The organism is uncultured Proteiniphilum sp., assembly GCF_937873925.1.
GTDB lineage: Bacteria > Bacteroidota > Bacteroidia > Bacteroidales > Dysgonomonadaceae > Proteiniphilum.
In genome coordinates this window covers 1-13,292 of sequence record NZ_CALNAT010000076.1, presented here as the reverse complement: position 1 = coordinate 13,292, position 13,292 = coordinate 1, and the positions used below count along the sequence as shown (strand labels likewise).

Genomic DNA, 13,292 nt, shown 5'->3' with positions numbered 1-13,292 from the left:
GACCGACTTCAGCATGACCCAGGTACAGGCTACGCTTCGTCTGGAATACAATAAAAGATTCTCAGGCGGAGCATCATGGAGGCTGGACGACGGGTACGTACTTTTTGCCGGCGCCACCATCCGGGATGTGGAACTGGGATATGCCTACGGACTACATACAACAGGATCCGGAAAAAATAGCAGAGGTAGCCATGAACTCTATCTCCGCTATGATTTTCCGCTTGATTATTTCAAACCGAAGCGGCAGCCTCACAAGAGTATCCGCTTACTGTAATGAAAGTGGAAAAGCGGTTCGGTTGATGTGACTATTTACTGATGTGTGATTTGACGATGATTTGATTGAAACAACGTTCGGCGGAGTCAAAATCGACGTAGTCAAATTCTAAATTTTTCGTTTTTAACTTTTAGTTTTTAGTTTACTAAACGTCTTGGCTCTTTACTCTTATTTTATCAAAATATGAAGAGATTCATCTTATTCGGACTGATACTGATCGTAATAGTTTCCTGCGGCAGGCGCGGGATCGGGAGCAGTATCGGTGGGGAGCTTACTGGCGTGCCTGTGGGTAAGGTGTGGGGAGAACCTACGCCTTATAATATGATACTGGTAACACGGGGAGCCTATATCATGGGGCCGGGGGAGGTCGATTCGCTTTGGGGGTTCTCCATCCCGACCCGCGGGGTATCGGTGGATAACTTCTGGATGGACGAAACGGAAATCACCAATTCGCAGTACAAACAATTCGTCTACTGGGTGCGGGACTCCATTATCCGCGAACGGCTGGCAGATCCGGCATATGCGGGCGATGACTTCTACAAGATCACCGAGGATGAGTACGGCGATCCCGTCACCCCCCGCCTGAACTGGAAGATCCCCATCCCCTGGACAAGAAATACCGAAGAGGAAGAGGCTGCTATCAACAGTATTTATAAGACGCATCCCATCACAGGAAAAAAAATGCTGGATGCCCGCCAGATGAACTTCCGCTACGAGTGGTTCGACGCGGCGGAAGCAGCCAGGCGGCAACATCGTCTGAATCCCGCGGAGAGGACCCTGAACAGCGACATCACCATTGATCCGAATGAGGTGATCATGATATCGAAAGACACGGCATACATCGCTCCCGACGGGCGTATGGTCAACGAGACCATCACCCGCCCCCTGAGCAGCCTCTACGATTTTGTACATACACGCATCGTCAACATCTATCCCGATACCACCTGCTGGGTGAACGATTTCCCGAATGCGGACAACGAACGCTATTTACGTAACTACTTTTCCCATCCCGCCTACGCACACCACCCGGTAACGGGCGTCTCATGGGAACAGGCTACCGCTTTCTGCGAATGGCGCACCCTGTTCCTGCGCAGAAGTATTAACAGGGAAGATGTGACGGTAGAGAAATACCGTCTCCCCACCGAAGCGGAATGGGAAATGGCGGCACGGAACGCCAACTCCGAGAACAGATACCCGTGGGACTCCGACGCCACGACAAGCGAAAGCGGCTGTTTCCAGGCCAATTTCAAACCAGGTGATGGAGCGTACGGAGCTGACAATCACCTCATTCCCGCCAAAGTAAGGAGCTTTAAGCCCAATAACTCCGGATTATACGACATGGCGGGAAATGTGGCGGAATGGACATCCACCGCCTACACCGGGTCGGGAAACGAATTGATGGGCGACCTGAATCCCGAATACAGCTACAACGCCGCTACCGAAGATCCCTATGCGCTCAAACGAAAAGTGGTGAAGGGAGGCTCCTGGAAAGATATCTCCACCTTTATCCGCTCGGACATGCGCGACAGCGAATACCAGAACCGGGGGCGCTCCTATATAGGATTCCGTTGCGTAAGGACACAAGCCAGCGCTGGAAAATAAATGAAACTCATAACTCATCATAAATGAACGCCTATAACAAATATAAAAACAGACTCGAACATTTCCTGCAGACCGAGCGGGGTAAACGCTTTATCAACTTCGCTTACAGCTTCGGGGCCGCCATCGTGATCCTAGGCGCGATGTTCAAACTACTCCATTTCCCCTTCGGTAACGAGATGCTCTTTATCGGAATGGTCACTGAATGCATTGTCTTTATCCTTTCCGCATTCGACACTCCTATACGCAACTACAGGTGGGAACAGGTATTCCCGTCACTCTCTTCCGGCAATCCCGAAGACAGCCCCGGTTTCAACGCCGGTATCCTACAGCAGACCACGGGAATGCTTCGCGACGGAATATCACCGGTCGCCGGCCCGATTACACAAAGCAGTTCCGGAACGGCCGCACGAGACAACGCCACCCCGGATTCAATTATCGCCCCACCGTCCTCTTCCGGTGAACCGAAGTATCAAATTCCTCACAATCTGTCGACACACACCGAGGAATACGGCAAACAAATGGAAAATCTTAACCGCACTTTATCGGGACTCAATTCCATCTACGAAATACAGTTAAAAAGCGTTAGCAGCCAGATCGGCGCCATTGAACAGATCAATCAGGGACTGGCCCGCCTCAGGACCCTCTACGGCGATACCCTTCCCGACGGATCGGTCATTAAAACGGAAACTGAGAAAATGGCGGATCAACTCAGGGAATTGAACGAAGTCTACGCCCGTATGCTGCAGGCCATGACGGTCAACAGACACGACAGTCCCGGTAACCCTAACTCATAATCCTTTCTCATGGCAGTCAACAGTCCCAATTCCCCCCGTCAGAAGATGATCAACCTGATGTATCTGGTATTCATTGCGATGCTGGCGCTCAACGTATCAGTAGAAGTGCTCGACGGGTTTGAAATGGTGGATAACAGTCTGGGAAATTCATCCGGCACGATGCTGGAACGCAACAGGCTGATCATGGAAGAATTGACGGCCTACCATGCACAAAATCCCGAAAAGGCCGGTGAGTGGTACCGGAAAGGGTTACAGGTACGCTCCATGAGCGATTCGCTGACACAATATATCGAAGAACTGAAGCTGCGAATGGTACGCGAAGCCGACGGAAGAAAAGCGAATATCAATAATATCAAACACAAAGACGATCTGGAAGCCGCGTCGGTGGTCATGCTCTCCCCCGTGAACGGCGAAGGGAAAAAGTTCAGGAATGCCATCGATACTTACCGCGACTCGGTAACGCAACTCGTAACGGATCCCGCCCGCCGGGCAATTATCGGGAAAAACCTCAGCACACAGCCCCGGTCACGCAATAAAAGCTGGGAAGCCTCTCTTTTTGAGCAGATGCCTCTGGCAGCAGCCATTACCATGCTGACAAAGATCGAAAACGATATCCGCTCCTCGGAAGGAGAGGCACTGGCAAATATATTGCATAATGTGGATATAGGCGATCTCCGTGTAAACCGGTTGAATGCCTATATCATTCCCGAATCCGATATCGTGATCCAGGGCGGTGCCTACAATGCCCGTATTGTCCTCTCCGCGGAAGATTCCACCCGGCAACCCCGTATTGTGGTCAACGGGGAGAACCTCAATACGAAGGAAAACGGATCCTTTTCCGTTCGGGCCGATCGTATCGGTACATTCCCAGTAGAAGGGTATGTAGAGATGGCCGGCAGCGACGGCGCCGTGTCCCGCCGCCAGTTTGCGGGTAGCTACACCGTGATCGAACCGGTGGCCACCATCGCGCCCACCCTTATGAATGTGTTATATGCAGGGATCGACAATGAGATCGGTATTTCCGTACCGGGCCTTGCTCCCCAGGATGTCAGTGCAACCATGACCGAGGGTAACCTCACCCGCCGTGGAAATATGTGGATCGCCCATCCCACGACGGTCGGCCGGAATGTCACGATATCGGTATCCGCCCGTACGGCCGGGGGAGACGTACGCCGCGTAGCCGTCAAAGAATTCAGGGTACGCGCACTCCCCGACCCCACCCCTTATATAGAGTACAGCGGCGCCAACGGAAATCCGGTCATGTTCAGGGGAGGGGGCTTACAGAAAGCGGCCCTGATGAATGCCCGGGAAATTAAGGCAGCCATCGACGATGGGATCCTTTCCATTCCGTTCCGGGTCTTCTTTGATTCGATGGGAAATGCTATTCCGGAAGTTTCCGACGGGAACCTTTTTTCAGAAAGGCAAAAAGAGCAGATCAGGCGGCTCGCACGGGGGAGTTATTTCTATATATCGGGCGTACGGGCTGCCGGCCCCGACGGTACGGAACGGGAGATCGCAGTGATGGAAGTGAGGATAATGTGAATAATGTGCCAATATGCCAATGTGAATAATAAAATTTCATTTTTCATTTTTAGTTTTTAGTTTATTAAAATTTTGGTTCTTGATTCTAAACAAAAAAATATGCAAACAAAACTATTCTTGATATTGATTCTTTTCGCAGGAGGGATTGGCTTCCTTTTTCCGCAGGAGACTGCGAGAGAGAGAATAGAACGGCGGCAGAGCACAGTGCAGCAACAGGTTGCCGGCACAAATATCCGCATGGAGCAACGGAACCGCCTCCAGGACGAAAGCATAGAAAATGCCAAATGGTCGCGGATCATTTATCGCTATCTCGACCTCACCAAAGAGGCCAATGCCCCCCTCTATTATCCGGTCACTCCGGCAGAGGGTAAAATAAGCCTCTTTACTATGCTATTTAACCTATTGCAGGAAGAGATTATCCCGGCTTACGAATATTTAGACGGACGGGAAGAATTTACTGAAGAGTACCGGGTAAATTTTCAGGAATTGCTGGACCGGTTTGGAATCTATTATGAAACAGCCGATGGTAAAATTGTAGTCAACGATGCTGATATCCCCGGCAATGAGGTAGAAGGTTATTTCGTGAAAGAGGCCTACTATTTCGATACAGGCAATTCCGCTTTCAGGATAAGACCGATCGCCATCTGTCCGGTCTTGCAGCGCCGGGACGATTATGGCGCCACCACACGCTATCCCCTCTTCTGGATCCTTTACGACGAAATATCCCCTTATGCACGGCGCATGCCGGTCATGGGTTCCTCCCTCAACAACAGCATGAGCGATAGCGTTGATGACTTTTTCCGCATGAGAAAATACGACGGGGAGATCTACAAAGCGCAGAATCCGCGTAATCTTGCTATCTCGCAGTACACCTCGAGCCCCGAAGAAATGAAGGCGGAACAGGAGAGGATTGAACGGGAACTGATCGATTTCGGGAAGAATCTCTGGAAACAGGAAACACCCACCGCTCCATACCCCCGAGAGACAAATCGCCGCGGCAACAGACGCTCCTCTATCAGTAATCCTGATACCTCCGGCGCTGCCCAAACCATGCGTGATCGGAGATATTAAATATCCGTTCTATGTATACCTAAACCTGATACTTGTGGGAAAGGAGTATTTCCACCGGGATCTGCGGATCACGAATTGAAAACTTATACCGCATACGATTTGTTATTATGACTGGGAACAGCAATTTTGCACGTAATCTATAAATTCAAATAAAATGCAAGTAGCAGTTTGGGACACCTATGTAACTAAGACAGACGGCAGTGTAATGCATTTTGACATAATCGCTCCGGTGGAAATAAAAGATAAAAAACGGATATACAAATATGGTAAAGAGTATCTGAAAACGAAAGATCAGGAGGATCAACCGCTTACTTCCAAAGAGTGTCAGTTTTGCCATATTGAAGCTGTAAAACCGGAATGGGAGGATGATATCATACAAAGGGGTTATTATATTATTGAAATAGAGAACTGTAATTAGCAGATAAAGAATAAGGTTGCAAACTGAGTCGTATTGATGGATACTATTGCAGCTGTTTTTAAGGAATAAATTTAACCGGGCAACAAGTTAAAACCGGGCAACGAATAACGTATAATCAATGCAAAATTCGCGACAAACAGGAATGATAAGGATGGTCCTCACTATCTTTATTCTTTCTTCCTGCTCTAACCCGCAAAAACCGGGGAACACGGAAATCATCTGGGACAATTACGGCGTGCCGCACGTGTATGCCAACAATGAAACGGAGATGTATTATGCTTTTGGATGGGCACAAATGCAGAACCATGCCAACCTGATATTGAAATTATATGCCCAGGCGCGGGGGAAGGCGTCGGAATATTTCGGCGAGGAGTATATGGATTCTGATAAACTCACCCATCTGTTCAATCTGCCCGATTCTGCAGAGGCGCACTATAACAAATCCGGCAGCAGGGATAAACAGTATTTAGAGGCATTTGTAAAGGGTCTCAACGATTATGCAAAAGCGCATCCCGATAAAATAGATGATAGGGTGAAACAGGTGCTGCCGGTTGTAGCTACGGATGTGCTGGCTCATGGTAAAAGAGTTATATGTCTTGAATTTACTGGCGGAAACGATATAGCCGAGACCAGGAAAGAAACAGCCCCGGGTTCTAACTCTTATGCAATTGCTCCTTCTAAATCTGAATCCGGAAATGCTATGTTGGTTGCCAATCCTCATCTGCCATGGAGTGATTTTTATCTATTTTTTGAAGCACAGTTAACCGCTCCCGGCTTTAATGTGTATGGTATTACTTTGGTAGGCATGCCTGTGTTAAACATCGCCTTTAACGAACAGTTAGGATGGACACATACTGTAAACACCATCGATGCTTCGGACAGATACGAGTTAACGCTGCAGCAGGGTGGTTACCTGCTTGATGGCAAGAGTGAGCCTTTCCAGGAAAAGAGAGTGCCTTTAAAAGTACTGCAAAAAGATGGTACGGTTCAACAGCAGGATATTGAATTAAGGTATTCCAAACATGGGCCCGTAATGGGTGAGAAAGACAACAAGGCTTATGCCGTAAGGATTGCAGGACTTGAAAACAGTTCATATTATGCCCAGTATCATGAAATGGGTAAAGCTAAAAACATGAAAGAGTTTGAAGAAGCTTTAAAAATGATGCAAATTCCCATGTTCAATCTCATATATGCCGATAGGGAGGGTAACATTCTCTATCTCTTTAATGGTAATGTTCCTGTAAGATCTGAAGGTGATTGGGTTTTCTGGAATAGTACTGTGGATGGTACACAGTCGAAATATATCTGGAGCAGCTACCATAATTATGATGATCTGCCGAAGTTGATTAATCCCTCTTCCGGTTTTGTACAAAATGCGAACGATCCGCCCTGGACATCTACTTATCCACTTTTACTGGATTTTGAGGACTTTCCTCCTTATATGTCTCCGGAGGATATGCCAGTATCTTTAAGGGCGCAACGTGCGGTGAACCTTATTAAAGATGATGCTTCTATTAGCTTTGATGAACTGGTTGATTATAAGTCAGACACGGGAATGGAGGCTGCGGGCCGTTTTCTGGATGACCTGCTGGCTGCCGTAAAACAACATCCCGATTCCACGGCACTGAAAGCTGCGTGGGTACTGGAACAGTGGGATAGAGCTACCAATGCAGACAGTCGGGGTGCTGTCCTTTTTGGAAGATGGCTTGACAAGCTTGACAGTGATATGTTTGCAATTCCATGGAGTGCCGAAAGACCTGTCTCCACTCCTGAAGGATTAAATAATCCAAAGCAGGCTGTCGGGCTGTTAGTAAATGCTGCCATGGAGGTAGAAGAGACCTATGATTCAATGAATGTTGCCTGGGGTGATGTTAACCGGTACAAAGCAGGAGAATATGAATTTCCGGCAAATGGGGGCCCCGGTCGATACGGCATTTTCAGAACTATGTATTATCAACCAAACGGGGAAAACAATAAAAACTATGCCTACCACGGTGACACATTTGTAGCGGTTGTTGAATTTGGAAAGACAGTGAAAGCAAAGGTTTTACTAAGCTATGGCAATGCTACTCAGCCGAAAAGCAAGTTTGTCGGCAATCAGTTGCAACTGCTTTCTGAAAACAAGCTCCGTCCCGCATTTTTGACCCGGGAAGACGTTTTACGAAATATGGAGAAAAGGGAAAAGCTGTAAAAAAACAGTTTTTCTCCTACTATCCGATCCCGCTGTAGGCAAAGCCATAGGAGGCAAGTTCCTCCATGTTGTAGATATTCCTTCCGTCGATCACCACGTGGTTGTTCATGATCTTCTTCAGAATACTCCAGTTGGGAAGCCGGAACTCTTTCCACTCAGTGGGTACGATCACTGCATCGGCACCGTTGGCGGCATCATAAATATCGGTCGCATAATAGATGGAATCGTTCAGGTAATGACGTGCTTCTTCCATGGCCGCGGGATCATAGGCCCGCACAGCCACGCCCGCTTCCCGCAGGCTGTTGATAAGGGTGAGTGAAGGCGCTTCGCGTACGTCGTCGGTCTCCGGTTTAAAGGATAATCCCCACACAGCTGCCGTCTTGCCTTTCATTTCGCCATTGAAATGAAGTTTGAACTTTTGAAACAGGATATCTTTCTGCCGGTTATTCACTTCCTCTACCGCTTTCAATACGCTCATCTCATATCCGGCATCTTCGGCCACCTTGATAAGCGCGCGGATATCCTTGGGAAAGCAGCTGCCCCCGTACCCGCAACCGGGATAAAGGAAACTTCTGCCGATACGGGAATCGCTGCCCATTCCGCGGCGCACCATATTCACATCAGCCCCTACCCGCTCGCACAGGTTGGCGATATCGTTCATAAAACTGATACGGGTAGCCAGCATGGCGTTAGAAGCATACTTTGTCATCTCCGACGAAAGGATATCCATAAAAATTACCCGGAAATTATTCAGCAGGAAGGGTCGGTAAAGCTTGGTCATCAGCCCTTTCGCCTCTTCGCTTTCCACTCCTACGATCACCCGGTCGGGACTCATAAAGTCATTCACAGCAGCACCTTCCTTCAGAAATTCGGGATTGGAAGCCACATCAAATTGCAGATCCGTCATTCCCCGTTCATCGAGCCGCTTTCTCACCAGATCCCTGATACGATACGAGGTTCCTACAGGAACGGTACTTTTAGTGACAATCAGCAGGGGTTTGGACATATGGTCGGCAATGGTGTTGGCCACCGTCATGACATAGGAAAGGTCCGCAGTCCCGTCTTCATCCGAGGGAGTGCCCACCGCGATGAATACAATCTCCATTTCGTTCAGTATGGCCGGCAGATCGGTGGTGAAATGGAGACGATCCGCTTCATGGTTGCGCATCACGATATTCTTTAATCCCGGTTCGTAAATGGGTATAATTCCCTTTTTCAGGCCCTCGATCTTCTCCCTGTCAATATCCACACAGGTCACATCCACTCCCATTTCGGCAAAACAGGCTCCTGAAACCAATCCTACATATCCCGTTCCAACAATAGCTATCTTCATATTTTAATAAATTTCAGATTCCAGATTCAAAAATCATGAATTGAAAATCGACGTAGTCAAATCACGAAATCATAAAATCGATAAATTGGCACATTGACTCATTAGCACATTCATCATCACATCGTTAAATCACCGAATTATCACATCAACTTTACTGTTTGAGTTTTTTCTTTAAGTTATTGACCGGATAAAGTACTGCCAACAGGCCGATCAGGCTTACCACCGCAAAGACGATCGCTACATCCGTCACTTTGACGATCACCGGATAGGCATCGATGATATAGGCACCGGGGGTATCACTCAGCTGAAGCAGTCCAAAATGCTGCTGCAACAGACACAATATCAACCCAGTAACAATTCCGGCAATGATACCGATAAACGAAATCAGCCATCCTTCATACAAAAAGATACGTGATATCAATTGACCGGACGCCCCCATATTCTGCAGGCTTTTGATATCGTCCCGCTTTTCCACCACCAGCATCGAAAGCGAACCCACCAGATTAAAAACAGCTATCAATAGGATAAACACCATTATAAGGAAAGTCACCCATTTCTCCATCTGCAGCATCCGGTACGATTCCTGTTGTTGTTCAAACCGGTCTTCCACAAGGAAATTGTCTCCCAGGAAACGTTGCATCTCACGCTTCACCTTACTTACGGAAGCAGTAGGCTCTAATTTGATATCCAGTGATGTTACTTCTTTATCGTAACCAAAAAGATCCCGTGCCAGTTGGATTGGGATAATGGCCATCTGTTCGTCATACTCCGGCGAATTGAGACTGAAAACACCGCCGATCTGGACGTATCCTTTAGTGAATGCAGCTGCAGGATTGGCCAGGTTCACCCGCACATCGCGCTTGGGAGCATAAATTTCAATAGGGTTGATAAATCCGGGGCGTGCGCCGAGCGTCATCGCCAGCCCGGAGCCCAGCGTAGTGTAGTCCACTACATCCTCCCGCAGTTTGAACGACCCGTGCAGAATCAGCTTTTCCATGTCGGCCATCAGCCTGAACTCCTCCGATACTCCTTTCATCAGCACCGGAACCTGGCTCTCACCGAACATAAAAAGGGCGGTCTCTTCCAGTGATTCGGAGATGATCTGTATACCGCTTACCTGCAATGCTTTTTGGAACTCCGGCGTATGATAGTCGAACACTTTACCCTCTTTCACCTTGATCTTCAGATCGGGATCGAACGCATTGAACATACCCTCTACAATACCGCCGAAACCATTGAAGATGGAAAGCACGCATACGATAGCCGCAGTAGCGATGGCGATACCACACACTGAGATAGCAGAGATCACATTGACAACATTGTGTGATTTCCTTGAAAAGAGGTATCTGCGCGCTATGAAAAAGGAGACGTTCAAATTAAAATAAATATTTTACTGGTCTTTCAATAGCCTGTCGATGTTCTCGATATAATCGAGCGAATCGTCCACATGAAACGTCAGTTCGGGAATTACCCGCAGTTGGTTCCTCAACCGCTTACCCAGATCATAACGGACGGTCTTTACATTCTCATTGATATTTTTAACCAACTCTTTCGCTTTTTCCGACGGGAAAACACTCAGGTAGGCATGCGCGATACCCAGGTCGGGCGATACCCGTACGTTGGTCACGGAGATCAATATGCCCTGCATCTTTTTGGCATCCAGCAGAAAGATCTCGCTCAGCTCTTTCTGTATCAACCGGTTTACTTTCTGTTGTCTGTTCGTATCCATGCTTGTTATTATTTCTTTCTTATCAGCGTTAATCCGTCGCGGAGAGGCAGAATCACCTTCTCCACCCTGTCGTCATCCGCCAGTTTCCGGTTAAAATCCAGGATCCCCCGGGTCGCCCGATCATTGTTCTTCACCTCTTCCACCACCTTCCCGTACCAGAGAGTATTATCCACCAGGATAATACCCCCTCTCCTGATCTTCGGGAGGGTATATTCGTAATGATCCCAATAATCTTCCTTATCGGCATCGAGGAAGGCCAGATCGAAACTTTCATCCTGGAATCGAGGGATGATTTCCAACGCATCGCCTATATGAAGTACGATCTTTTTTCCATGTTCCGAACGGTCAAAATTACCGCGGATCCGGTCTTCCAGTTCATCATCAATCTCGATGGTATGGAGTTCACCCTCCTCTTCAAGGCCCTCCGCGAAACAGAGAGTGGAATACCCGACGAAAGTACCGATCTCCAATATCCGTTTTGGCCGGATCATCTGTGTGATCATCTTCAGGAACCGTCCCTGTAAATGTCCGGAAGTCATATCTCCCTGCAACATATTCACATGCGCATCCCGGTCGATCTTCTTCAGCAGTTCCGGCTCAGCATCTATGTGTGACAGGATATATTCTTCTATTTTGCTCATACGATTATTTTGCTTAGAACCAGGATAATATCTGATTAACAGATTTAAATCAGAAAATCACCACATTATCAATTCATTAAATCATCCTAACTACTTTTTCACCGAACCACCTTCCCACTTAATCTCATTGGCACATTGGCATATTAGCATATTAAAAGCTACATTGTATAGTCGGGCAAATTGTATTTTTCTTTCGCTTCGAGAATTCTCCAGGCTTCGGCAACCTCCAGGTAAGTAGTACCGCCGGTCTCACCGAAACTGCCCCCCAGATAAGCCACTCGATCCTGTGCCTCAATCGTCTTCCTGTCGATGAGTTGTTTGATGGCTTCCGTGAAATAGGCTCTCCGGCTCTCCTTGGTATTACCGTCGCCTTTTCCCTGCTGAAATTCCGCCCAGATACCGTATGACAATGCCAGTTCCCGGGCCAGCCTCTTGGTGGTGGTAATAGCATACACAGGACTTTTTCCTCTGAATGCCGCCAATACCCTGGCTGTGCGGCCGGTGTGGCTATCGGTGACTATTGCCCTTACATTCAGCTGTGCGCACGATTTCACCGCCTGTTTGGCCAGAAATTCCGTAACTTCACGGTTATCATCCAGATTATAGGGTACGCGGATATCATTCTCCGAGAGCTTCGTCAATTCTGCCTCATAAGCCGTTTTTGCCATGGTGCGCACCGCCTCCACGGGATATTTGCCATAGGCTGTTTCGCCACTGAGCATTACTGCATCGGTACGATAATAGATGGCGTTGGCAATATCCGTAATCTCCGCACGTGTGGGACGTGGGTTATTAATCATGGAGTGCAGCATCTGAGTAGCCACAATGACCGGTTTCTTATGGTGGATAGCTTGTCGGATCAGTACCCGTTGTATGCCGGGAATTTTTTCCTGCGCCACCTCTATCCCCAGGTCGCCGCGGGCGATCATAATACCATAAGCGGCTTCCAGGATCTCATCGGCATTATCCACACCTTCCTGGTTCTCTATCTTGGCAATAATTTTGATGGGACTGTCTAACTCGTCGAGTATCTCCTGCACAGCCTCCACATCTTCTTTGCTCCTCACGAACGAATGGGCTACAAAATCGACATCATGCTTGGCGGACAACGCAAGGAATTTTTTATCCCGTTCGGTAATCGCGGGAAGGTTGATGCGGACATCCGGGATATTCACACTTTTGCGGCTACCGATCACCCCGTCATTCTTCGCCCGGCAGAGCAGATAATCGTCTGCTACCTCAATTACTTCCAGGTCTACTTCTCCGTCATCGATCAGGATATCATCGCCCACATGCATCTCTTCGGTGATATTCCGGTAGGTGATATACACAGTCTCTCTCGAAGAGATTCCTTCAGGATTTCCCACGATCCTTATATGGTCTCCGATTTTCAGTTCGATAGGATTTTCCAGCATTGTGGTGCGGATCTCCGGACCTTTGGTATCTACCAATATCGCTATCTGATCGGATACTGTCCGTACGTTATGAATAATGGTAAGGAACCCTTCCTCGTCGAGATGGGCCGAATTAAGCCTTACCACATTCATTCCCGCCTCGAACAGTTGCTCCAAAAAGGGCACATCGCAGCGTTTGTCGGAAATCGTGGCAATGATTTTAGTATGTTTATGCATATATTTTATAACACTACTGGACACTTAGATCCAGTTGATTTTTAATTGTTTATAATCGAGATCTTT

The 13,292-nt window shown here is 48.0% G+C and carries 12 protein-coding genes; 7 read left to right on the top strand and 5 right to left on the bottom strand.

The genetic code is table 11. The annotated features are described in order from the left end of the window. From Q0502_RS05520 to Q0502_RS05490, 7 genes are all read left to right on the top strand, one after another. The coding region (locus Q0502_RS05520) for a type IX secretion system membrane protein PorP/SprF (protein ID WP_298648173.1) at positions 1-274 on the top strand (274 nt) is incomplete at its 5' end. A 183-nt stretch (positions 275-457) separates the two neighbouring features. After that, on the top strand, positions 458-1,876 hold the full coding sequence (locus tag Q0502_RS05515; RefSeq protein WP_298648169.1) for an SUMF1/EgtB/PvdO family nonheme iron enzyme: 1,419 nt from the start codon (positions 458-460) through the stop codon (positions 1,874-1,876). Between the two features lie 23 nt (positions 1,877-1,899). Beyond that, the gene (gldL, locus tag Q0502_RS05510) at positions 1,900-2,670 is read left to right on the top strand and encodes a gliding motility protein GldL (protein WP_298648167.1); all 771 of its coding nucleotides are present in this window, start codon (positions 1,900-1,902) and stop codon (positions 2,668-2,670) included. A 9-nt stretch (positions 2,671-2,679) separates the two neighbouring features. After that, positions 2,680-4,212, top strand: coding sequence for a gliding motility protein GldM (gene gldM, locus Q0502_RS05505; protein ID WP_298648164.1), 1,533 nt, complete (start codon positions 2,680-2,682; stop codon positions 4,210-4,212). Positions 4,213-4,311: 99 nt separating this feature from the next. After that, positions 4,312-5,283, top strand: a complete 972-nt coding sequence (gene gldN, locus Q0502_RS05500; RefSeq protein WP_298648162.1) for a gliding motility protein GldN — start codon at positions 4,312-4,314, stop codon at positions 5,281-5,283. 154 nt (positions 5,284-5,437) lie between these two features. Next, positions 5,438-5,701 carry a DUF2024 family protein gene (locus Q0502_RS05495; protein WP_298648159.1) on the top strand — a complete coding sequence of 88 codons (264 nt, stop codon included), beginning with the start codon at positions 5,438-5,440 and terminating at the stop codon, positions 5,699-5,701. Positions 5,702-5,819: 118 nt separating this feature from the next. Further along, positions 5,820-7,892, top strand: coding sequence for an acylase (locus Q0502_RS05490; RefSeq protein WP_298648156.1), 2,073 nt, complete (start codon positions 5,820-5,822; stop codon positions 7,890-7,892). Positions 7,893-7,911: 19 nt separating this feature from the next. Here Q0502_RS05490 and Q0502_RS05485 read toward each other — a convergent pair whose 3' ends face one another. The 5 genes from Q0502_RS05485 to pyk form a co-directional block, all read right to left on the bottom strand. Next, positions 7,912-9,225, bottom strand: a complete 1,314-nt coding sequence (locus Q0502_RS05485) for a UDP-glucose/GDP-mannose dehydrogenase family protein (protein ID WP_298648154.1) — start codon at positions 9,223-9,225, stop codon at positions 7,912-7,914. A gap of 151 nt (positions 9,226-9,376) precedes the next feature. After that, positions 9,377-10,600 carry an FtsX-like permease family protein gene (locus Q0502_RS05480; protein ID WP_298648151.1) on the bottom strand — a complete coding sequence of 408 codons (1,224 nt, stop codon included), beginning with the start codon at positions 10,598-10,600 and terminating at the stop codon, positions 9,377-9,379. A gap of 15 nt (positions 10,601-10,615) precedes the next feature. After that, the gene (rbfA, locus tag Q0502_RS05475; protein ID WP_298648148.1) at positions 10,616-10,954 is read right to left on the bottom strand and encodes a 30S ribosome-binding factor RbfA; all 339 of its coding nucleotides are present in this window, start codon (positions 10,952-10,954) and stop codon (positions 10,616-10,618) included. Positions 10,955-10,962: 8 nt separating this feature from the next. Continuing rightward, complete coding sequence (locus tag Q0502_RS05470; protein ID WP_298648146.1) at positions 10,963-11,595, bottom strand: O-methyltransferase; 633 nt, start codon at positions 11,593-11,595, stop codon at positions 10,963-10,965. Positions 11,596-11,753: 158 nt separating this feature from the next. After that, on the bottom strand, positions 11,754-13,226 hold the full coding sequence (pyk, locus tag Q0502_RS05465) for a pyruvate kinase (protein ID WP_298648143.1): 1,473 nt from the start codon (positions 13,224-13,226) through the stop codon (positions 11,754-11,756). Positions 13,227-13,292 lie beyond the last annotated feature (66 nt).